Origin of the sequence: Serratia sp. PGPR-27 (assembly GCF_022678525.1) — a bacterium.
GTDB classification, from domain to species: Bacteria; Pseudomonadota; Gammaproteobacteria; order Enterobacterales; family Enterobacteriaceae; genus Serratia; species Serratia nematodiphila.
Genome location: NZ_JALBYS010000005.1, coordinates 1 through 21,478 on the forward strand (window position 1 = coordinate 1; position 21,478 = coordinate 21,478).

At 60.6% G+C, this 21,478-nt stretch carries 22 protein-coding genes; 12 read left to right on the top strand and 10 right to left on the bottom strand.

What is annotated here, in order from left to right; translation table 11 throughout:
• Window positions 1-25: 25 nt before the first annotated feature.
• The 3 genes from ggt to MMS95_RS04140 form a co-directional block, all read right to left on the bottom strand.
• Window positions 26-1,789, bottom strand: a complete 1,764-nt coding sequence (gene ggt / locus MMS95_RS04130) for a gamma-glutamyltransferase (RefSeq protein ID WP_060558705.1) — start codon at window positions 1,787-1,789, stop codon at window positions 26-28.
• Between the two features lie 234 nt (window positions 1,790-2,023).
• Window positions 2,024-2,626, bottom strand: a complete 603-nt coding sequence (locus MMS95_RS04135) for a peroxiredoxin C (RefSeq protein ID WP_004940403.1) — start codon at window positions 2,624-2,626, stop codon at window positions 2,024-2,026.
• A 229-nt stretch (window positions 2,627-2,855) separates the two neighbouring features.
• A complete protein-coding gene (locus tag MMS95_RS04140) occupies window positions 2,856-3,437 on the bottom strand; it encodes an ACP phosphodiesterase (protein ID WP_015376830.1) in 582 nt (193 codons plus the stop codon).
• 120 nt (window positions 3,438-3,557) lie between these two features.
• Between MMS95_RS04140 and queA the strand changes: the two genes are divergently transcribed.
• The 5 genes from queA to secF all read left to right on the top strand — a co-directional run bounded on the left by queA (window position 3,558) and on the right by secF (window position 9,042).
• On the top strand, window positions 3,558-4,628 hold the full coding sequence (gene queA / locus MMS95_RS04145) for a tRNA preQ1(34) S-adenosylmethionine ribosyltransferase-isomerase QueA (RefSeq protein WP_004940394.1): 1,071 nt from the start codon (window positions 3,558-3,560) through the stop codon (window positions 4,626-4,628).
• A gap of 72 nt (window positions 4,629-4,700) precedes the next feature.
• Window positions 4,701-5,825, top strand: a complete 1,125-nt coding sequence (gene tgt, locus MMS95_RS04150; RefSeq protein WP_004940392.1) for a tRNA guanosine(34) transglycosylase Tgt — start codon at window positions 4,701-4,703, stop codon at window positions 5,823-5,825.
• A 33-nt stretch (window positions 5,826-5,858) separates the two neighbouring features.
• On the top strand, window positions 5,859-6,191 hold the full coding sequence (yajC, locus tag MMS95_RS04155; RefSeq protein ID WP_004940391.1) for a preprotein translocase subunit YajC: 333 nt from the start codon (window positions 5,859-5,861) through the stop codon (window positions 6,189-6,191).
• A gap of 24 nt (window positions 6,192-6,215) precedes the next feature.
• Window positions 6,216-8,063: a protein translocase subunit SecD gene (gene secD, locus MMS95_RS04160; protein ID WP_004940390.1), complete on the top strand. Its 1,848-nt coding sequence runs from the start codon at window positions 6,216-6,218 to the stop codon at window positions 8,061-8,063.
• 10 nt (window positions 8,064-8,073) lie between these two features.
• Window positions 8,074-9,042, top strand: coding sequence for a protein translocase subunit SecF (gene secF / locus MMS95_RS04165; RefSeq protein WP_004940389.1), 969 nt, complete (start codon window positions 8,074-8,076; stop codon window positions 9,040-9,042).
• A gap of 65 nt (window positions 9,043-9,107) precedes the next feature.
• Here the strand turns inward: secF and MMS95_RS04170 are convergent, their stop codons facing one another.
• Complete coding sequence (locus tag MMS95_RS04170; RefSeq protein WP_049242815.1) at window positions 9,108-9,668, bottom strand: DUF3251 domain-containing protein; 561 nt, start codon at window positions 9,666-9,668, stop codon at window positions 9,108-9,110.
• 174 nt (window positions 9,669-9,842) lie between these two features.
• Here MMS95_RS04170 and nrdR point away from each other — a divergent pair, with 174 nt between their 5' ends.
• The 6 genes from nrdR (at window position 9,843) to pgpA (ending at window position 13,958) form a co-directional block, all read left to right on the top strand.
• Complete coding sequence (nrdR, locus tag MMS95_RS04175) at window positions 9,843-10,292, top strand: transcriptional regulator NrdR (RefSeq protein ID WP_004940387.1); 450 nt, start codon at window positions 9,843-9,845, stop codon at window positions 10,290-10,292.
• A 10-nt stretch (window positions 10,293-10,302) separates the two neighbouring features.
• Window positions 10,303-11,412 (top strand): bifunctional diaminohydroxyphosphoribosylaminopyrimidine deaminase/5-amino-6-(5-phosphoribosylamino)uracil reductase RibD, encoded by a 1,110-nt coding sequence (ribD, locus tag MMS95_RS04180; RefSeq protein ID WP_164123867.1) that lies wholly within the window; start codon window positions 10,303-10,305, stop codon window positions 11,410-11,412.
• Window positions 11,413-11,519: 107 nt separating this feature from the next.
• Window positions 11,520-11,990, top strand: coding sequence for a 6,7-dimethyl-8-ribityllumazine synthase (ribE, locus tag MMS95_RS04185; RefSeq protein WP_004940385.1), 471 nt, complete (start codon window positions 11,520-11,522; stop codon window positions 11,988-11,990).
• A gap of 20 nt (window positions 11,991-12,010) precedes the next feature.
• Window positions 12,011-12,427 carry a transcription antitermination factor NusB gene (nusB, locus tag MMS95_RS04190; protein WP_004940384.1) on the top strand — a complete coding sequence of 139 codons (417 nt, stop codon included), beginning with the start codon at window positions 12,011-12,013 and terminating at the stop codon, window positions 12,425-12,427.
• 51 nt (window positions 12,428-12,478) lie between these two features.
• Window positions 12,479-13,471, top strand: coding sequence for a thiamine-phosphate kinase (thiL, locus tag MMS95_RS04195; RefSeq protein WP_242141410.1), 993 nt, complete (start codon window positions 12,479-12,481; stop codon window positions 13,469-13,471).
• On the top strand, window positions 13,464-13,958 hold the full coding sequence (pgpA, locus tag MMS95_RS04200) for a phosphatidylglycerophosphatase A (protein ID WP_033634010.1): 495 nt from the start codon (window positions 13,464-13,466) through the stop codon (window positions 13,956-13,958). The genes thiL and pgpA overlap by 8 nt, the downstream gene beginning before the upstream one ends.
• Window positions 13,959-13,991: 33 nt before the next feature.
• On the opposite strand, the gene MMS95_RS04205 is transcribed toward pgpA, so the two are convergent.
• From MMS95_RS04205 to xseB, 4 genes are all read right to left on the bottom strand, one after another.
• Window positions 13,992-14,966 carry an aldo/keto reductase gene (locus tag MMS95_RS04205; protein WP_049242813.1) on the bottom strand — a complete coding sequence of 325 codons (975 nt, stop codon included), beginning with the start codon at window positions 14,964-14,966 and terminating at the stop codon, window positions 13,992-13,994.
• Between the two features lie 108 nt (window positions 14,967-15,074).
• Window positions 15,075-16,940, bottom strand: a complete 1,866-nt coding sequence (dxs, locus tag MMS95_RS04210; RefSeq protein ID WP_004940380.1) for a 1-deoxy-D-xylulose-5-phosphate synthase — start codon at window positions 16,938-16,940, stop codon at window positions 15,075-15,077.
• A 34-nt stretch (window positions 16,941-16,974) separates the two neighbouring features.
• On the bottom strand, window positions 16,975-17,895 hold the full coding sequence (ispA, locus tag MMS95_RS04215; RefSeq protein WP_033634008.1) for a (2E,6E)-farnesyl diphosphate synthase: 921 nt from the start codon (window positions 17,893-17,895) through the stop codon (window positions 16,975-16,977).
• A 5-nt stretch (window positions 17,896-17,900) separates the two neighbouring features.
• Window positions 17,901-18,164, bottom strand: a complete 264-nt coding sequence (gene xseB, locus MMS95_RS04220; RefSeq protein ID WP_015376838.1) for an exodeoxyribonuclease VII small subunit — start codon at window positions 18,162-18,164, stop codon at window positions 17,901-17,903.
• A gap of 160 nt (window positions 18,165-18,324) precedes the next feature.
• Between xseB and thiI the strand changes: the two genes are divergently transcribed.
• Complete coding sequence (gene thiI, locus MMS95_RS04225; RefSeq protein ID WP_242141411.1) at window positions 18,325-19,773, top strand: tRNA uracil 4-sulfurtransferase ThiI; 1,449 nt, start codon at window positions 18,325-18,327, stop codon at window positions 19,771-19,773.
• Window positions 19,774-19,839: 66 nt separating this feature from the next.
• On the opposite strand, the gene yajL is transcribed toward thiI, so the two are convergent.
• Both yajL and panE read right to left on the bottom strand, forming a co-directional pair.
• Window positions 19,840-20,430, bottom strand: a complete 591-nt coding sequence (gene yajL / locus MMS95_RS04230; protein ID WP_019454200.1) for a protein deglycase YajL — start codon at window positions 20,428-20,430, stop codon at window positions 19,840-19,842.
• Window positions 20,393-21,304: a 2-dehydropantoate 2-reductase gene (panE, locus tag MMS95_RS04235; protein WP_033634005.1), complete on the bottom strand. Its 912-nt coding sequence runs from the start codon at window positions 21,302-21,304 to the stop codon at window positions 20,393-20,395. The genes yajL and panE overlap by 38 nt, the downstream gene beginning before the upstream one ends.
• Between the last annotated feature and the right edge of the window lie 174 nt (window positions 21,305-21,478).

A 21,478-nucleotide genomic window follows, 5' to 3' on the forward strand; every position in this document is an offset into this window, starting at 1 on the left:
CGATTAAGGTGAGTGGGCGTTTACATCAGTAACCGACCGCGGAGCCTGCCGGGCGACGCACGTCGTTGGCGCCGTACAGGTAGCCTTCACGCACTTTACCGGAAACTGCCGAATCGTTGCCGGAGTTGGCCGGGCTGACGCCCGCCGCGCCCGGCAAACCGACCAGAATCAGTTCGGCGGCGCCCCACGGCGTTTGTTCGACCATCTTATAGCCCATGCCGCTCAGCAGTTTCAGCGTATCGGCGGAAACGCCGCGCTGTTCGTAGTACACCTCATCCGGCAGCCATTGGTGATGGATGCGCGGCGCGTCCACCGCTTCCTGCGGCGCCATGCCGTGGTCGATCACGTTCAACGCGGTCTGCAGGGTGATGGTGATAATGCGCGAACCGCCCGGCGAGCCCAGCACCATAAAGATCTTGTTGTCCTTGGTCACCAGTGTCGGGCTCATCGACGATAGTGGGCGCTTACCGGGGGCAATGCTGTTGGCGGTGCCCTGCACCAGCCCGTACAGGTTTTTCTCGCCCACTTTCACCGTAAAGTCGTCCATCTCGTCATTGAGGAAGAAGCCGGTGCCCGGTGCGATGACGACAGCGCCGAAGCGGCCGTTGACGGTATAGGTGGTGGAGACCGCGTTGCCGTCGTGATCGACAATCGAATAGTGGGTGGTTTCCGGCTTCTCATGCGGCTCCATGCCGGGCTGCACGTTTTCCGACGGCGTGGCCTTGTCCGCGACGATTTTCTTGCGGATCTGCTCGGCGTAGCTCTTGCTCACCAGCCGGTCGATCGGGTTCTTGATGAATTCCGGGTCGCCCAGGTAGGTGTTGCGATCCATGTAGGCATGACGCATCGCTTCGGTCATGGTGTGAATGGCCGCCGCCGAGTTGAAGCCCATGCTTTTCAGATCATAGCCTTCCACCACGTTGAGGATTTCGCACAGCGTCACGCCGCCGGAGCTGGGAGGCGGCGCCGACACGAACTTGTAGCCGCGATAGCTGCAGGTGATCGGCGGCGTTTCGGTGACTTTGTAGTTGGCGAAGTCGGCCGCCGTCAAAATGCCGCCGCCCTGTTTGGCTGCCGCCTCCACCGCCTGCGGGATCTTGCCTTTATAGAAGGCGTCGGTTCCGCCTTTGGCGATGGCCTCCAGCGTGTTGGCCAGATCGGTTTGCACCAGTTTATCCCCCGGCTGCAGCGGACTGCCGTCCGGGCGCAGGAAGATTTTGGCCGATTCGGGATCCTGCTTGAAGCGTGCGATGGTGGTGTCGAGGATATCGGTGTCGGCGCGGGTCAGCACAAAACCTTCGCGCGCCAGCTTGATCGCCGGCGCCAGCACCTGTTCGCGGCTCAGCTTGCCGTACTTCTCACGCGCGGTTTCCATCCCCAGCACGGTGCCCGGCACGCCCGCCGCCAGATAGCCGTACAGGCTGGCGTCTTTTTTCACCTTGCCGTCGGCGTCCAGATACATGTTGGCGCTGGCCGCCGCCGGCGCGGTTTCGCGGAAGTTGATGAAGGTATCGGTGCCGTCCGCTAGGTGGACGGTCATAAAGCCGCCGCCGCCGATGTTGCCGCAGCAGGGGTTAACCACCGCCTGCGCATAGCCGACCGCCACGGCGGCGTCGATGGCGTTGCCGCCCATTTTCAGGATATCCACCCCGACCTGCGAGGCCAGATGCTGCGAGGTGACCACCATGCCGTTTTGGGCCTCCACCGCTGGGTTGGATGCCGCGTACAGGCTGCCGCTGACCAGCAGCGCCGCCATGGTCAGGGGTTTGCTCCATTTCTGTAAAAACATAGTTATTCCTACCCTGTCAGTTTTTTATTGTGTTGTGTTTGCTTGCCGTTACTCGCTTGCAAAGCGCGAGCCAGCGTTATTGATAGTAGCCGCAGATGGGCGTACGCGCGGTGAACAGGGTGGGAAATGTGAGCGGAAACAGGGAAATAAAGCACTGAAGGCGGGCGGGCTGCCCCAAAATGGAGCATAAAAAAACCGGCCGCGGGGGCCGGTTGATTCACTATCAGGCTGAAATTACAGCTTGGCAGCGTTTTCAGACAGGTATTTTGCCACGCCGTCTGGGGAAGCGCCCATACCTGCTTTGCCTTTTTCCCACTGAGCCGGGCACACTTCACCGTGCTCTTCGTGGAATTGCAGCGCGTCAACGGTACGGATCATTTCGTCGATGTTACGGCCGATTGGCAGGTCGTTAACCACCTGAGCACGTACGATGCCGTCTTTGTCGATCAGGAAGGAGCCGCGCAGCGCAACGCCGGCTTCCGGGTGTTCGATGCCGTAAGCTTTCTGGATTTCACGCTTAACGTCAGCAACCATTGCGTATTTCACTTCACCGATGCCGCCTTTGTCGACAGGGGTTTTACGCCATGCGTTGTGAACGAATTCTGAGTCGAAGGAAACGCCAACCACTTCAACGCCACGCTTCTGGAACTCTTCATAGCGGTGATCGAAAGCGATCAGCTCGGAAGGGCATACGAAGGTGAAGTCCATTGGCCAGAAGAACAGCACGGCTGGTTTGCCGTTCAGGTGCTTCTTCAGGTTGAAGTTTTCAACGATTTCGCCGCTACCCAGTACGGCAGCTGCAGTGAAGTCAGGGGCTTGACGAGTTACCAGGACCATAATTACTCCTGTAATAGGTGTTAAAGGGTGGATGTAAAAGCAAGGGCCAGTATAGGGGCCGTGACTTGGTGAATAAAGGGTAAAAGACCAATCGATGAGATAGCTTTCACCTATCAAAGTCGTTGATATATTTTATCGAGCTTTAAAAATAACCTTTTCCCACAAAAGGGCAAGCGGCAAAACGTAAATTCTTGCAAGGCGCAGCAATTTCAAACGCTTGGCCTTGACCTCAGAGCGTTTTTTCCTTCGCCTGCCGCATCATTTGCGGATAAAACTGCCAGAATTGTGTTTCAAGCTGATGATAATGTTGTTCGACATCGGCGAACGAGCCGGCCAGCGCTTCGAGGCGCGGGCGGCGGCTGGCCATGCCCTGCAACACTCGGGCGATGAACGGCAATTCGGCGTAGCGTTCCAGCCAGCGCTCCGGCCACAGATAGCCGTTCAGGTTCTGAAAACGCGGCGGCGTGAGCGGCAGGTAAGGTTCGATCTGGCTGCGGGCTTCCTGGGTAAACTGGTGCAGATCGCGCGAGGGCTCCAGCTGCTGCCAGTGGCGCGCCAAAAAATGGTCCCACACCACGTCGAGGGTGATCGGCGCCACGCGGCGGTAGGGGGCGCTGAAATAGTCGCGGCAGGCTTTGACCTGCGGCAGGCTATCGGTCAACACGTCGACGCGGCGGTGCATCATGATGCCGGCCACCACATCGGGCTGGTAGTCGGCGGCGGGGTTGCCGCGCACGAAGTCGGCCAGCAGGTTGCCCAGCAGCGAGCTGTCCGCCAGCATGGCCAGGTGAAGATGAGCGAGAAAATTCATCCCTCAACTATACCTGAAGTCAGGCAAATCCTCCTTATTTCTTGCCGCTGACCGCCCCCGGCTTTAGACTAGGCCGCCTGTTTTTTACCAACCAGCCCTAAATTGAAGAAGTGAATACCCATGCGCGTCGCTGATTTTTCGTTTGAACTTCCCGAATCCCTGATTGCCCATTATCCCCAGGCCGAGCGCAGCGCATGCCGCCTGCTGCAGCTGGACGGGCCGAGCGGGGCGCTGACGCATGGCGTATTCACCGATCTGCTGGACAAGCTGGAGGCCGGCGATCTGCTGGTGTTCAACAATACCCGCGTGATCCCGGCGCGGATGTTCGGCCGCAAGGTCAGCGGCGGCAAGATTGAAGTGCTGGTGGAGCGCGTGCTGGACGACCATCGCGTGCTGGCGCACGTGCGCGCGTCGAAAGCGCCGAAGCCGGGCGCCGAGCTGCTGCTGGGGGATGACGAGAGCATCGCCGCCACCATGGTGGCGCGCCATGAGACGCTGTTCGAGCTGCGTTTCAACGACGAGCGTGACGTATTCACCATTCTCAACGCGGCCGGCCATATGCCGCTGCCGCCGTATATCGCTCGCCCGGATGAAGATGCCGACCGCGAGCTGTATCAGACGGTTTACAGCGAGAAGCCGGGCGCGGTCGCCGCGCCGACCGCCGGCCTGCATTTCGACGAACCGCTGCTGGCGGCGCTGCGCGCCAAGGGCGTGGAAATGGCGTTCGTGACGCTGCACGTCGGCGCCGGCACCTTCCAGCCGGTGCGCGTGGAAACCATCGAAGATCACGTGATGCACGCCGAATACGCCGAAGTGCCGCAGGAGGTCGTGGATGCGGTGCTGGCCTGCAAAGCGCGCGGCAAGCGCGTGGTGGCGGTGGGCACCACCTCGGTGCGTTCGCTGGAAAGCGCCGCGGCGGCCAGCAAAGAGGCGCTGATTGCGCCGTTCTTCGGCGACACCAGCATCTTTATCTATCCGGGCTATCACTACCAGGTGATCGACGCGCTGGTGACCAACTTCCACCTGCCGGAATCCACCCTGATCATGCTGGTGTCGGCCTTCGCCGGCTATAAAAATACCATGAACGCCTATCAGCAGGCGGTAGCCGAGCAGTATCGCTTTTTCAGCTACGGCGATGCGATGTTCATCAGCCGTAATCCGCAGGCGGAAAACGAATCCGTCGGCGGCTAAATTCCCGGGCTGCGCGCACGGCGCGGCCCCGTTTCAACGACATCAGACTGTTTCTCTGATGCTGGAGGCTTTGTGAAGTACGAACTACAAACTACCGATGGCCGCGCTCGCCGCGGCCGCCTGATTTTCGACCGCGGCGTGGTGGAAACCCCGGCCTTTATGCCGGTCGGTACCTACGGTACGGTCAAGGGCATGACGCCGGAAGAAGTGAAAGAGACCGGCGCGCAGATCCTGCTGGGCAACACCTTCCACCTGTGGCTGCGCCCGGGCCAGGAGATCATGAAACTGCACGGCGATCTGCACGACTTCATGCAGTGGCCAGGTCCGATCCTCACCGACTCCGGCGGTTTCCAGGTATTCAGCCTGGGGGCGATGCGCAAGATCAAAGAGGAAGGCGTGTACTTCCGCAACCCGATCAACGGCGACAAGGTGTTCCTGAGCCCGGAAAAATCGATGGAAATCCAGTATGACCTGGGTTCCGACATCGTGATGATCTTCGACGAATGCACGCCATACCCGGCCGACTGGGACTACGCCAAGCGTTCGATGGAAATGTCGCTGCGCTGGGCGGAGCGCAGCCGCAAGCGTTTCGACGAACTGGAAAATAAAAATGCGCTGTTCGGCATCATTCAGGGCGGCGTTTACGAAGATTTACGTGATGTTTCCGTCAAAGGGCTGGTGGATATCGGCTTTGACGGGTACGCTGTGGGCGGCTTGGCTGTAGGCGAGCCGAAAGAGGATATGCATCGCATTCTTGAACACGTTTGCCCGCAAATTCCGGAAGATAAGCCACGCTATTTGATGGGCGTCGGCAAGCCGGAAGATTTGGTGGAAGGCGTGCGCCGCGGCATCGACATGTTCGATTGCGTCATGCCGACCCGCAACGCCCGCAACGGCCATTTGTTCGTGACTGACGGTGTGGTAAAAATCCGTAATGCCAAGCACAAGGATGATACTTCTCCGCTGGATAAGGACTGTGATTGCTACACTTGTCGCCATTACAGCCGCGCCTACTTGCACCATCTCGACCGTTGCAACGAAATATTGGGTGCTCGACTGAACACGATTCATAACCTGCGTCACTACCAGCGCCTGATGGCGGGTTTACGCCAGGCTATCGAAGAGGGTAAATTAGAGCAGTTTGTTGCGGATTTCTATGGTCGGATCGGCAAGCCGATTCCGCCTTTAAACGCTTGATCTAATAATTGATAACTTAATGAGGGAATTTCAATGAGCTTTTTCATTTCTGACGCCGTCGCATCCGCAGGGGCTCCGGCTCAGGGAAGCCCGTACTCTCTGATCATTATGCTGGTGGTGTTCGGCCTGATCTTCTACTTCATGATCCTGCGCCCACAGCAGAAACGCGCGAAAGATCACAAGAAGCTGATGGACTCCATCGGTAAAGGCGACGAAGTGCTGACCACCGGCGGCCTGATCGGTCGCGTGACCAAAGTGGCCGACACCGGCATCATCGCCATCGCGCTGAACGACACCACGGAAGTGATGATCAAGCGTGACTTCGTGGCGGCCGTTCTGCCGAAAGGTACCATGAAGGCCCTGTAATCTTTTTTCCCGAAGGGAATTGCCGTGCTAAACCGTTATCCTTTGTGGAAGTATCTGATGTTGATCGTCGTGATCCTCGTCGGTCTGCTTTATGCGCTTCCCAACATCTACGGTGAGGATCCGGCCGTACAAATCACTGGCGCGCGCGGCGTCGCCGCCAGTGAAACTACGCTGGACCAGGTCCGTACCGTATTAGAAAAAGACAACATCGCGAGCAAGTCGATTGCGCTGGAAAATGGCGCCATCCTGGCTCGCTTTAAAGATCCTGACGTTCAGCTGCGCGCCCGCGAAGCGCTGGTGACCGAGCTGGGTGACAAATTCGTCGTGGCGCTGAACCTGGCGCCGGCCACGCCGACCTGGCTGGCCATGCTGGGCGCAGAGCCGATGAAACTCGGCCTGGACCTGCGCGGCGGCGTGCACTTCCTGATGGAAGTGGACATGGACACCGCGTTGAGCAAGCTGCAGGAACAGACCATGGATACCCTGCGCAGCGAGTTGCGTGAGAAGGGCATTCCTTACGCGTCTATCCGCAAGCTGGACAACAACGGCGTGGAAGTTCGCTTCCGCGACGATGCGGCCCGTGACCAGGCCATCAGCTACATCGGCCCGCGTCAGCGCGATCTGGTGCTGTCCGCCAACGGCGCCAACACCATGAAAGCCAACCTGACGGACGCCCGTCTGAGCGAAGCGCGCGAATACGCCGTACAGCAGAACATCACTATCCTGCGTAACCGCGTCAACCAGCTCGGCGTCGCCGAACCGCTGGTGCAGCGCCAGGGCGCCGACCGCATCGTGGTTGAGCTGCCGGGCATTCAGGACACCGCGCGCGCCAAAGAAATTCTGGGCGCCACCGCGACCCTGGAGTTCCGTCTGGTGAACACCAATGCGGACGCCACTGCGGCGGCCAACGGCCGCGTGCCGGGCGACTCCGAGGTGAAATACACCCGTGACGGCCAGCCGATCGTGCTGTACAAGCGCGTGATCCTGACCGGTGACCACATCACCGACTCCACTTCGAGCACCGACGAATACAACCAGCCGCAGGTTAACATCTCGCTGGACAGCGCCGGCGGCACGTCGATGTCCAACTTCACCAAGGACAACATCGGCAAGCCGATGGCGACCCTGTTCGTGGAGTATAAGGACAGCGGCAAGAAAGACGCCAACGGCCGTGCGGTGCTGGTGAAACAGGAAGAAGTGATCAACGTGGCGAACATTCAGTCGCGTCTGGGCAACAGCTTCCGCATCACCGGCATCGGCAACCCGAACGAAGCGCGTCAGCTTTCGCTGCTGCTGCGTGCGGGTGCGCTGATCGCGCCGATTCAGATCGTCGAAGAGCGCACCATCGGTCCAACCCTGGGTCAGCAGAACATCACCCAAGGTCTGGAAGCCTGTCTGTGGGGCCTGGTGGCGTCCATCGTCTTCATGGTGGTCTGGTACCGTAAGTTCGGCGTGATCGCCACCACGGCGCTGGTCGCCAACCTGGTGCTGATCGTCGGCGTGATGTCCCTGTTGCCGGGGGCGACGCTGACCATGCCGGGTATTGCCGGGATCGTGTTGACGCTGGCGGTGGCGGTCGACGCCAACGTACTGATTAACGAACGTATCAAGGAGGAGCTGAAGAACGGCCGGTCCGTTCAGCAGGCGATCCATGAGGGCTATAAAGGCGCGTTCTCCAGTATCGTCGACGCCAACATCACCACCCTGATCACCGCGGTCATCCTGTACGCAGTGGGCACCGGTTCGATCAAAGGCTTTGCGATCACCACCGCTATCGGTGTGGCGACGTCCATGTTCACCGCGATTGTCGGTACCCGTGCCATCGTCAACCTGCTTTACGGCGGCAAACGCATTAACAAGCTGTCTATCTGAGGAGTGCGTTGTGGCACAGGATTATACTGTTGAGCAACTCAACTACGGCCGTAAAGTCTACGACTTTATGCGCTGGGACTATTTGGCCTTCGGCATCTCGTTGCTGCTGTTGGTCGCGTCGATCGTCACCATGTCGGTGCGCGGCTTTAACTGGGGTCTGGATTTCACCGGCGGTACGGTGATTGAAATCAACCTGGAGAAGCCGGCTAACCTCGACCTGATGCGCGATACGCTGGAGAAGGCCGGGTTCCAGGATCCGATCATCCAGAACTTCGGCAGCAGCCGCGACGTGATGGTGCGCATGCCACCGGCGACCGGCACCGCAGGCCAGGAACTGGGCAACAAGGTGATCGGCGTGATCAACGACTCGGTGGATAAAAACGCCACCGTGAAGCGTATCGAGTTCGTCGGCCCGAGCGTGGGCAGCGAACTGGCGCAAACCGGCGGCATGGCGCTGCTGGTGGCGTTGATCTGTATCCTGATCTACGTTGGTTTCCGCTTCGAATGGCGCCTGGCGCTGGGGGCGGTTATCGCGCTGGCGCACGACGTGATCATCACGCTGGGCGTGCTGTCGCTGTTCCACATCGAGATTGACCTGACCATCGTCGCTTCCCTGATGTCGGTTATCGGTTACTCGCTGAACGACAGCATCGTGGTTTCCGACCGTATTCGTGAGAACTTCCGCAAGATCCGCCGCGGCACGCCTTACGAGATCATGAACGTGTCGTTGACCCAGACGCTGAGCCGTACGCTGATGACTTCCGGTACTACCCTGATGGTGGTGCTGATGCTGTACATCTTCGGTGGCGCGATGCTGCAAGGCTTCTCGCTGGCGATGCTGATCGGCGTGTCGATCGGTACCGTCTCCTCCATCTACGTCGCGTCCGCGCTGGCGTTGAAACTGGGGATGAAACGCGAGCACATGCTGCAGCAAAAAGTGGAAAAAGAGGGCGCGGATCAGCCTTCGATTCTGCCTTAACCGCCGCAGTATTCAGCGAAATGAGAAGGAGCGCCGCCGGCGCTCCTTTTTTTTGCCTCGAGTTTTCAGTGTTGCTGCACCACCGCCGGTTGGGCGGTCGAAACCAGACTGTGCAGACGGATATAGCCCAGCTGTTCCGGCGTCAGGCCGCTGAAGCGCAGCTCAAAGTCCTGACCGGGTTTCGGCAGCAGCGAGTCGGCGCTGACGATCGGTTGCGACAGCGCCTCGGCGGTCAACGGCCGCCCGGTGGCGTCGTCCAGTTGGCCCCATTCCACCACCGCGTTGAACGGCGGCAGCGTGGCCTGTGAGAGGGTGCGCACATGCAGCTGCGCCTGCGTGCCGTTGGCTTCGCTCTTGATGTGGCTCAGCGAAACGCTCAGCTCGCCGATACCGCTCTGCAAACGGGCGGCGCTGCGGGCCGCCGGCAGCAGGTAGACGCCGTTGTCGGAGTGCTGATTGAGCATATTCTGCCGCTCCAGCGCGGTGGTTTGATCGGTCAGCACGCTCACTTTCTGGTTCAGCGCGGCGACCTGATGGCGCAGTTGAGGGACGGCGGCGTTGTGCGCGCAGCCTGCCAGCAACACGGCGGCGGCGAGCAGGGCGATTTTGGGGTAACAGGTTGTCATGACGGCGATTTCCTATGCTGAATCTCCTGTTATCAGCTTAGTCCGCCCGGAGGGGAAAGTCATATCGGCGCCGCTTCCCGGCTGCGTGTCGCAACAAATGGCCGCCGCCCTTTGTTGTGGCTGCACTTCGGGGTAAACTGCATTTATCTATAAAAACGTTTATCAGGACGTGTTATGCATTGCCCTTTCTGCGCCGCCGTTGATACCAAAGTCATTGATTCCCGCCTGGTGGGGGACGGTTCGCAAGTGCGCCGCCGCCGCCAGTGTCTGGTGTGCAATGAACGCTTCACCACCTTCGAGGTGGCCGAGTTGGTGATGCCGCGAGTGATTAAAAGCGATGAGGTGCGCGAGCCGTTCAACGAAGACAAGCTGCGTCGCGGCATGCTGAAAGCGCTGGAAAAGCGCCCGGTAAGCTCGGACGACGTGGAAAACGCCCTTAACCATATCAAATCCCAACTGCGCGCCACCGGCGAACGCGAAGTGCCGACCAAACTGGTGGGCAACCTGGTGATGGACGCGTTGAAAAAGCTGGATAAGGTGGCCTACATTCGCTTTGCGTCGGTGTACCGCAGCTTCGAGGACGTGCGCGAGTTCGGCGAAGAGATTGCCCGCCTGCAAGACTAAAGGATCTTTCATGCATCACGACGAATTTTATATGGCGCGCGCCTTCGAACTGGCGCGCCTGGGGCGTTTCACCACTGCGCCCAATCCGAACGTCGGCTGCGTTATCGTGCGCGACGGCGAAATTGTCGGTGAAGGCTATCACTTGCGCGCCGGCGAGCCGCACGCGGAAGTGCACGCGCTGCGTATGGCGGGCGACAAGGCGCGCGGCGCCACCGCCTATGTCACGCTCGAACCGTGCAGCCATCACGGCCGCACGCCGCCCTGCGCCGATGCGCTGGTGGCCGCCGGCATAACGCGAGTGGTCGCGGCGATGCAAGATCCCAATCCGCAGGTGGCGGGGCGCGGGCTGTACAAGCTGCAGCAGGCCGGCGTCGAGGTGCGTCATGGCCTGATGCTGGCCGAAGCCGAAGCGGTCAACCTGGGCTTCCTCAAACGCATGCGCACCGGTTTCCCCTATGTACAGCTGAAGTTGGGCGCGTCGCTGGACGGGCGCACGGCGATGGCCTCCGGCGAGAGCCAGTGGATCACCTCACCCGAAGCGCGTCAGGACGTGCAGCGCCTGCGCGCGCAGAGCGCCGCGATCCTCAGCACCAGCGCCACCGTGCTGGCGGACGATCCGTCGCTGACGGTGCGTTGGGATGAGTTGGATGCCGAGACCCAGCGCCTCTATCCGCGCGAAAATCTGCGTCAGCCGCTGCGCATCCTGCTGGACAGCCAAAATCGTATCACCCCGCAGCACCGCGTGGTGCAGCAGCCGGGCGCCACCTGGCTGGCGCGCCTGCAGGCAGATGAACAGGCCTGGCCGCAAGACGTTGAGCAGTTTATCTGCCCGGCGCACGGCGGCGGCGTCGATCTGGTGGTGATGATGATGCTGTTGGCCAAGCGCCAGGTGAATTCAATCTGGGTGGAGGCGGGTGCATCGCTGGCCGGCGCGCTGCTGCAGGCCGGCCTGGTGGATGAGCTCATTTTGTACATCGCGCCGAAACTGTTGGGCGATAATGGCCGTGGCCTGTGCCACCTGCCGGGCCTGGAGCGGTTGGCCGACGCGCCGGAATTCGTCTTTAGCGACGTGCGCCAGGTCGGCCCCGATCTGCGTTTGCGCCTGCGGGCGAAACACTGAATCTCGCGCCCGCGCGCCGGTTTTACAAAAGCGCCGCGCAGGCGATGAAAGAATATGATAGAATCCGCCCCCCTGCGGGGTATTGAACCCATTTTTAAGGAAAGCCCATGAAAGTTATCGAAGGTGTTGTTGCTACTCCAAATGCCCGTGTGGCGATCGCAATTGCACGTTTTAACAATTTCATCAACGACAGCCTGCTGGAAGGCGCCATCGACGCGCTGAAACGCATTGGTCAGGTTGCTGACGACAACATCACCGTTGTCTGGGTCCCGGGCGCTTACGAGCTGCCGTTGACGGCGAGCGTATTGGCCAAAACCGGCAAATACGACGCGGTTATCGCGCTGGGCACCGTTATCCGTGGGGGCACCGCGCACTTCGAATATGTGGCGGGCGAAGCCAGCTCCGGCATCGGCAACGTTGCGATGAATGCCGAAATCCCGGTTGCCTTTGGCGTGCTGACCACCGAAAGCATCGAACAGGCGATCGAACGCGCCGGCACCAAAGCGGGCAACAAGGGCGCTGAAGCCGCGTTGACCGCACTTGAAATGATTAATGTTATCAAAGCTATTAAAGCCTGAATTTAGTTAAGGGGAATTCCGTGAAACCTGCTGCTCGTCGCCGCGCTCGTGAGTGCGCTGTTCAAGCGCTTTACTCTTGGCAGTTGTCTAAAAACGACCTTGCCGATGTTGAACACCAGTTCCTGACGGAGCAGGATGTCAAAGATGTTGACGTCGCCTATTTTCGCGAGTTGCTGTCCGGCGCGGCAGTGAATGCAGGTATGCTGGACGAACTGATGGCGCCATACCTGTCGCGTCAGCTCGAAGAGCTGGGCCAGGTGGAGCGCGCAGTGCTGCGCGTCGCGCTGTTTGAACTGAAAATGCGCGAGGATGTCCCTTACAAGGTGGCGATCAACGAAGCGATCGAGCTGGCGAAAACCTTCGGCGCGGAAGACAGCCACAAGTTTGTGAACGGGGTGCTGGATAAAGTGGCGCCAACCCTTCGCAAGAAAAAGTAAAACATTAAGGCCGGCATTCCCGGCCTTAATTTCTTCTCGTGGAATATCGATATGGCATGCGGCGAATTTGACCTCATTGCCCGCTATTTTGACCGGTTTAAGCGCGTGCGCCGGGATGTACAGTTGGGCATTGGAGATGACTGCGCACTGCTGGCAGTGCCGGAAAAACAGCTGGTGGCCGTCAGTACCGATACGTTGGTGGCGGGCGTGCACTTCTTGCCGGACATCGATCCGGCCGATCTCGGTTATAAAGCGCTGGCGGTCAATCTGAGCGATCTGGCGGCGATGGGCGCCGATCCGGCGTGGCTCTCGCTGGCCCTGACCCTGCCGGAGGTGAACGAGCCCTGGCTGAAGGCCTTCAGCGACAGCCTGTTTGATCAGCTCAACTATTACGGCATGCAACTGATCGGCGGCGATACCACGCGCGGCCCGCTGAGTATGACCTTGACCATTCAGGGCTTGATCCCGGCCGGCCGGGCGCTGACCCGCAGCGGCGCGCGTATCGGCGACTGGATCTACGTGACCGGCACGCTGGGCGACAGCGCCGCCGGTTTGGCGATCCTGCAGGATCGTCTGGCGGTGACGGATACGGCGGCGCGCGATTACCTGATCGCTCGCCATCTGCGCCCGCAGCCGCGGGTGTTGCAGGGGCAGGCGCTGCGCGATCTGGCCAGTTCGGCGATCGACATCTCCGACGGCCTGATCTCCGATCTGAAACACATCCTGAAGGCCAGCGACTGTGGCGCACGCATCGTGCTGGACGAGCTGCCGATGTCGCAGGCGCTGAGCAGCCACGCGGATGCCGAGCAGGCGCTGCGTTGGGCGCTGGCGGGCGGCGAAGATTACGAGCTGTGTTTCACCGTGCCGGAAATCAACCGCGGCGCATTGGAAGTGGCGCTGAGCCACCTCGGGGCCGACTACACCTGTATCGGTCAGATTGGCCCGCTGTCTGAAGGCATTCGCTATTATCGCAACGACGAGGCGGTGGAGCTGGACTGGGGCGGGTTCGACCATTTCAATGCGGAGCCGGGCAACCATGGATGAAGCCAAACGCCGGCTGCGGATGAGCAATCCGTGGCACCTGCTGGCCACCGGTTTTGGCAGCGGTTTGTCGCCGGTGATGCCGGGTACCATGGGATCGCTGGCGGCGATCCCGTTCTGGCTGCTGCTGATCCAACTGCCGTGGCAGCTCTACTCGCTGACGGTGATGTTCAGCATTTGCATCGGCGTCTATATTTGCCACCGCACGGCAAAAGACATGAAGGTGCACGATCACGGCAGCATCGTCTGGGATGAGTTCGTCGGCATGTGGATCACGCTGATGGCGCTGCCGGTCAACGACTGGCGCTGGGTCGCCGCCGGTTTCGTCATCTTCCGCATTCTGGATATGTGGAAGCCGTGGCCGATCCGTTGGTTCGACCGCAACGTGCATGGCGGCATGGGCATTATGGTCGACGATATCATCGCCGGCGTGCTGTCCGCCGGTATCATCTACCTGATTGGCCACCACTGGCCGATCGGGCTGTTCTGACAGACGGGCGCGGCGTTTCGCGCCCGCTTCCCTTTATTCAAATCCCGTCACCCGATGCGGTACGTAAGCCGTCTCCAGTTCCGCCACCTCTTGCGGCGACAGACTCAAATCGACCGCGGCGATGGCGTCATCCAACTGCTCGCTGCGTGACGCGCCGACGATCGGCGCGCTGACCGCCGGTTTGTTCAGCAACCAGGCCAGCGCGATCTGCGCGCGTGAAACGCCGCGTTCTTCGGCGAGGCTGGCGACGCGCTCGGCGATGATGGCGTCGATGCCTTCAGTTTCCTCGTACAGGCTTTTGCCGAACTGGTCGGAGACCAACCGCGCGGTGGTTTCGCCCCAGGGGCGGGTCAGGCGGCCGCGCGCCAGCGGGCTCCATGGCAGTACGGCGATGCCTTCGGCGGCGCACAGCGGGTGCATTTCGCGCTCTTCTTCGCGCTGGATCAGGTTGTATTGATCCTGCATGCTGACAAAGCGCGTCCAGCCGTGCAGATCGGCGGTATACAGCGCTTTGGCGAACTGCCAGGCGTACATGGAAGAGGCGCCGATGTAACGCGCCTTACCGGCTTTCACCACGTCGTGCAGCGCCTCCAGCGTCTCTTCCAGCGGCGTTTCGTAATCCCAGCGATGGATTTGCAGCAAATCGACATAGTCGGTGCCGAGACGGCGCAGGCTGTCGTCGATGGACTGCATGATCTTGGCGCGCGACAAACCGCGCTCCAGGTTGCTCAGCGGGAAATAGACCTTGGTGGCGATAACGACGTCCTCGCGGCGTGCATAGTCGCGCAGCGCCCGGCCGAGGATCTCCTCGCTGCTGCCGTCGGAATAGCTGTTGGCGGTGTCGAAAAAGTTGATGCCGGCTTCCAGCGCCTGTTTCAGCAGCGGGCGGCTGCTCTCTTCCGGCAGCGTCCAGGCGTGATTGCCGCGGTTCGGTTCGCCATAGGTCATGCAACCCAGGCAGATGCGTGAGACGTTCAGATCGGTGTTGCCCAGTTTCAGGTACTTCATGTTTGCCTCCCCATTCACAGCTCAGACAGTAACTGTAGCGCGGATCCCGGAGGGCGGAAACGAAAACGCCCCCGAAGGCGGAGGCGTTTTATCAGGCGCGGGCGTCGATTACTGCGCCAGCCAGGTTTCGATTTGGCGCTGAATGCCGGCGGCGTCCAGCCCCAGATCGGCGCGCAGTTCTTCCTGGGTGCCCTGTGAGACGAAGCTGTCCGGCAGGCCGAGGTTCAGCACCGGCACCGGACGGCGTTTGGCCATCAGCAGTTCGTTGACGCCGCTGCCGGCGCCGCCCATGATGGCGTTCTCTTCCAGCGTGACCAGCGTTTCATGGCTGGCGGCCAGTTCGAGCACCAGCTGCTCGTCCAGCGGCTTGACGAAGCGCATGTCGACCAGCGTGGCGTTGAGCGCTTCCGCCGCTTGCGCGGCCTCCGGCAGCAGGGTGCCGAAGTTGAGAATGGCGATCTTTTCCCCCTGGCGGCGCACCACGCCTTTGCCGATCGGCAGCATGTTGAGCGGCTCCAGCGCCGCGCCGGTGCCGGTGCCGCGCGGATAGCGCACGGCGCTCGGGCCGTCGTTATAGTGATAGCCGGTATACAGCATCTGGCGGCATTCGTTTTCGTCGCTCGGCGTCATGATCACCATGGTCGGGATGCAGCGCATGAACGACAGATCGAACGCCCCCTGGTGGGTCTGGCCGTCGGCGCCGACGATGCCGCCGCGATCGATGGCGAACATCACCGGCAGGTTTTGGATCGCCACGTCATGGATCAGTTGGTCGTAGGCGCGTTGCAGGAAGGTGGAGTAGATCGCCACCACCGGCTTGTAGCCGCCGATCGCCAGCCCGGCGGCGAAGGTGACCGCGTGCTGTTCGGCGATCGCCACATCGAAATATTGCTGCGGATAGTCGCGAGAGAACTGCACCATGCCGGAGCCTTCGCGCATCGCCGGCGTGATCGCCATCAGCGAGCTGTCTTTGGCGGCGGTTTCACACAGCCAGTCGCCGAAGATTTTCGAATAGGTCGGCAGACCGCCGGCGCTTTTCGGCAGCGTGCCGCTGGCGGGATCGAACTTCGGCACCGCGTGGAAGCTGATCGGATCCTTCTCCGCCGGCGCGTAACCGCGGCCTTTCTTAGTCATGATGTGCAACAGCTGCGGGCCTTTCAGATCGCGCATGTTTTTCAACGTGGCGACCAGCCCCTGCACGTCGTGGCCGTCTACCGGGCCGATGTAGTTGAAGCCCAGCTCTTCGAACAGCGTGCCAGGCACCACCATGCCTTTCAGGTGCTCTTCGGTGCGTTTCACCAGCTCCTTGATCGGCGGCACGCCGGCCAGCACTTTTTTGCCGCCTTCGCGCAGGGTGGAGTAAAGTTTGCCGGACAGCAGCTGCGCCAGATGGTTGTTCAGCGCGCCGACGTTTTCCGAGATCGACATCTCGTTGTCGTTCAGCACTACCAGCATGTCCGGATTGATATCACCGGCGTGGTTCATCGCTTCGAACGCCATGCCGGCGGTGATGGCGCCGTCGCCGATCACGCACACTGTGCGGCGGCCCTTGCCCTCACGCTCCGCCGCCACCGCCATGCCGAGGCCGGCGCTGATCGAGGTCGACGAATGGCCGACCGACAGCACGTCGTATTCGCTTTCGGCGCGCCACGGGAAGGGGTGCAGGCCGTTCTTTTGCCGGATAGTGGCGATGCGGTCGCGGCGGCCGGTCAGAATTTTGTGCGGGTAGGCCTGGTGGCCGACGTCCCACACCAGATGATCGAACGGCGTGTTGTAGACGAAATGCAACGCCACCGTCAGTTCGACGGTACCCAGCCCGGAGGCAAAGTGGCCGCTGGAGCGACTGACGCTGTTCAGCAGGTATTGCCGCAGCTCATCGCACAGCTTCGGCAAGCTCTCTTTGGGCAGTGAGCGGAGTTCCTCGGGGTTTTCCGCTAGCGCCAGGGTTGGGTATTTGGCTATATCAAGACTCATTCGATACTCATATCAGAGGAGTTAACGTCACACGTTAATTGTCGCGTTCAATAATGAAGCTGGCTAACGCTCGCAATGGCGCTGTGTTATAAGATTGCGCTGCCAAAGTGTCTAATGCAGCTAATGCTTCCTGATAGAGATCCCACGCTTTTGCTTTCGCGCTGTCAAGCCCGAGCAACGCCGGGTAGGTACTCTTTCCGTGTTGTTGGTCCGCGCCCTGGCGCTTGCCGATCTTTTCAGTCTCGCCGACAACGTCCAAAATGTCATCCTGCACCTGGAACGCCAGGCCAACCGCGGCGGCGTAACGATCCAGCTGCGGCAGCGCCGCTCGCCCGGCTTCGCCGGCGCTCAGCGCGCCCAGGCGCACCGCCGCGCGGATCAGCGCGCCGGTTTTGTGGCGGTGGATCTGTTCCAGCGCCTGCAGATCGACGCGCTTGCCTTCAGCTTCCAGATCCAGCGATTGGCCGCCGCACATGCCGGCGACGCCGCTGGCGGTCGCCAGTTCGGAGACCATCGCCAGCCGATCGCGCAGCGCCACGTCGGGCATCTCGGCATCGGCCAGGATCGAAAACGCCAGCGTTTGCAGCGCATCGCCGGCCAGGATCGCGTTGGCTTCGCCGAATTTAATATGACAGGTCGGCTGGCCACGGCGCAGATCGTCGTCGTCCATCGCCGGCAGATCGTCATGGATCAGCGAGTAGGCGTGGATGCATTCCACCGCCGCCGCCGGCGCGTCCAGGTTGCTCAGCGATACGCCGAACATCTGGCCGGTGGTGTACACCAGGAACGGACGCAGGCGCTTGCCGCCCAGCAAGGCGCCGTGACGCATCGCCGCCACCATGTTGCCGTCGTTGAACGGCAGCGGGGCGATGAAGTCCAGCAGCGCGCGATCGGCCCGCTGGCGGAAAATCTGCAGTTGATCGGCAAAAGCGGCCGATGGGGCGATCTCAGACATGTCGGTTACTCGGCATCCGGTGTGAAAGGCGCCAGCGCCGCATCGTCGGCGCTGTCGTTAAGAAGTATCTGCACACGCTGTTCCGCCTGTTGCAGTTTCTGCTGGCCTTGGCGCGCCAGCTGCACGCCGCGTTCGAATTCGTTCAGCGCGTCTTCCAGCGGCAGTTCGCCCGACTCCAGACGCGTCACGATGCTTTCCAGCTCGCCGAGGGCGCTTTCAAAGCTGGCTGTTTGCTCTGTACTGGCTGATTGTGCTGGTTTTTTCGGCATAATTTTCTTTTTACGTCATCATGTGAACCGTGGCACCAGAGCCTATCCTAGCGGATCTTGATTAGCAAATCATGGCGCTCATGTGTGGTTTTGTGCGCAGAGCGCGGCGATATGGTGATATACTCCGCGCCGTAATTCTTATCTGACAACAAAGACCGCCATGAAGTTTATCATTAAATTGTTCCCGGAAATCACCATCAAGAGCCAATCTGTGCGCTTGCGCTTTATCAAGATTCTCTCGACCAATATTCGCAACGTCCTGAAGCAGTATGATGAAACGCTGGCGGTCGTCCGTCACTGGGATCATATCGAAGTTCGCGCCAAAGATGAAAACCAGCGGCCGATCATCGCCGACGCGCTGACGCGCATTCCCGGCATCCACCATATTCTGGAAGTGGAAGATCGCGCTTATACCGATATCCACCACATCTTCGAGCAGACGCTGGAAGCCTACCGCGCCCAGCTGGAAGGCAGAACCTTCTGCGTGCGCGTCAAGCGTCGCGGCAAGCAGGCGTTCAATTCGCAGGACGTGGAGCGTTACGTCGGCGGCGGCCTGAACCAGCATATCGAGAGCGCGCGCGTTAACCTGACCCGCCCGCAGGTCACGGTAAACCTGGAGATTGAAGACGACAAGCTGATGCTGGTCAAACGCCGCCTCGAAGGCATCGGCGGTTATCCGGTCGGCACTCAGGAAGACGTGATGTCGCTGATTTCCGGCGGTTTCGACTCGGGCGTGTCCAGCTATATGCTGATGCGCCGCGGCTGCCGCGTGCACTTCTGCTTCTTCAACCTGGGCGGCGCCGCGCATGAGATTGGCGTGAAGCAGGTGGCGCACTACTTGTGGAACCGTTTCGCCAGCTCGCACAAGGTGCGCTTCGTCGCCATCGACTTCGAGCCGGTGGTGGGCGAGATCCTGGAGAAGGTCGACGACGGCCAGATGGGCGTGGTGCTCAAGCGCATGATGGTGCGTGCCGCTTCGCAAGTGGCCGAACGCTACGGCGTGCAGGCGCTGGTAACCGGTGAGGCGCTGGGGCAGGTGTCCAGCCAGACGCTGACCAACCTGCGCTTGATCGACAATGCGTCCGATACGCTGATCCTGCGTCCGCTGATTTCGCACGATAAAGAGCACATCATCAAGCTGGCGCGCGAAATCGGCACCGAAGACTTCGCCAAAACCATGCCGGAATATTGCGGCGTGATTTCGAAGAGCCCGACGGTGAAAGCCGTCAAGGCCAAGATCGAAGAGGAAGAGAGCCACTTCGATTTCAGCATTCTCGATCGGGTGGTGAGCGAAGCGAAGAACGTCGATATTCGCTCCATCGCCGAGCAGGCGCAGGAGCAGGTGACCGAAGTGGAAACCGTTGCGGCCTTCGGCGCCGACGAGGTGATCCTGGATATCCGCTCCAACGACGAGCAGGAAGAGAAGCCGCTGCAGCTGGAACAGGTTGAAGTGAAAGCGCTGCCGTTCTACAAGCTGAGCACCCAGTTCGGCGATCTGGATCAGAGCAAAACCTATCTGCTGTACTGCGAGCGCGGCGTGATGAGCCGCCTGCAGGCGCTGTACCTGCTGGAGCAGGGCTTCAGCAACGTGAAGGTTTATCGCCCGTAACGCGGGCAGCGGCGTAAACGAGAGGGGCTGAACTGGTGTTCAGCCCTTTTTTTATCGGCAAGCCGCTCAGTCGCGGAAATCGTACATCCCAGGGATCAGCACCAGCTGCGCGGCGATCTCCGCCGCTTTGGCCTTGCCGAGCAGCAGATCGATCAGCTTCAGCGCAAACTCCATCGCGGTGCCCGGCCCCTGGCTGGTGAGCAGGTTGACGCGCGCGTCATACACCACGCGGCGTTCCATCCATTTATCCGCCGGTATCTGGTCTTTCAGGCCCGGGAAACCGGTCATGTTGCCGACCGGGAACAGATCGTGGTGCTGCAGCACCAACGCCGGCGCCGCACAGATGGCGGCGACGATATTCCCCTGCAGGTGCATCTGCCGCACTTTTTCCACCAGCAACGGGCTGTCGCGGAAGCATTCTGCGCCTTTCAGGCCGCCGGGCAGCACGATGGCGTCGAAAGGCTCATCGACGATCGCCACCAGCGGCGCGTCGGCCAGCAGCTTGACGCCGCGCGAACAAACGATAGTCAGCTCGCCGTCACCGGCGACGCTGGCGGTAGTGACTTTAACGCCCGCCCGCACCAGCAGATCGATGGTGGTGACGGCTTCGGTTTCTTCGCTACCAGGTGCCAGGCAAACCAGCGCCGATACGCTCATATTCATTTTCCTTTCGTTTAATCAATTCAAACAGCCGCGCATTCTCCGGCAGCGTGAGGCCGTGACTGCGCGCACGGCGCAGCAGGTAGCCGGTGATGTAGTCGATCTCGGTATGCCGCTGGCTGCGGATATCCTGCAGCATCGACGAAACGTTGTCGGCGGTGCTGTGGATCACGTCCATCACATATTGCATCAGGCCTTCGCAGGAGGTGTGGTAGCCCTCCATCGCCATCACGCTGGCGACTTCACGACACAGCGTTTCGATCTGCTCCGGGTAGCGCTGCAGATCGCCGTTGCGGCAGCCGTACAGCGCCGTCAGCGGGTTGATCACGCAGTTGACCGCCAGCTTGCGCCAGTTGGCCGAGGCGATGTTGTTGTGCCAGGCGACGTCGGGCAGCGCCTGATGCAGCACTTCCGCCAGGTGGCTGAAGTGCTGGGCGGCCGGTGAGGTGGGGCCGATGTGGGTGATGCCGGTGGCGACGTGGATAATGGTGCTGCCTTCGTGGCGCGCGGCGTGGGTGGTGGTGCCCTGCAAGATGGGCTGGCCGTTCGGCGGCAGCTCCTCCTGAGTGCCCATGCCGTTGTGCAGCAGCAAGATGGCGCAGCGGGGGTTCAGCTTCGGCAACAGCGCGCCGACCGCGCTGGATACCTGCCAGGCTTTCAGCGTCACCAGCAGCAGCTCGCTCTGCGCGAGGTGCTCCGGATCGTTGGTGGGCAAATTGCGATTAAACGAGACGCCTTCCGGCTCTATCACGTTCACGGCGCAAAAAGGCTGCGGCACTCTTAGCCATCCCTGTACATCGTGGCCCTGCTGATACAGCCGGGAGAGCCACAGTTGTCCGAGCGCGCCGCAACCAAGAATGGTTATTTTCATTCAGTCTCCTTGGAAACACGGGAATACCGCTCAATTACCGTGATCTAACTATAGGCTTTATGGCAGCCTGAAGCGCTATCCCTGCGTGCGTTCAGCAGATTTTGTCTGAGGCGGCAAAGCGGTTATCATGCTCGGCATCAAAATCGCCTAAGCTATTAGGCACTCATTCAGGAG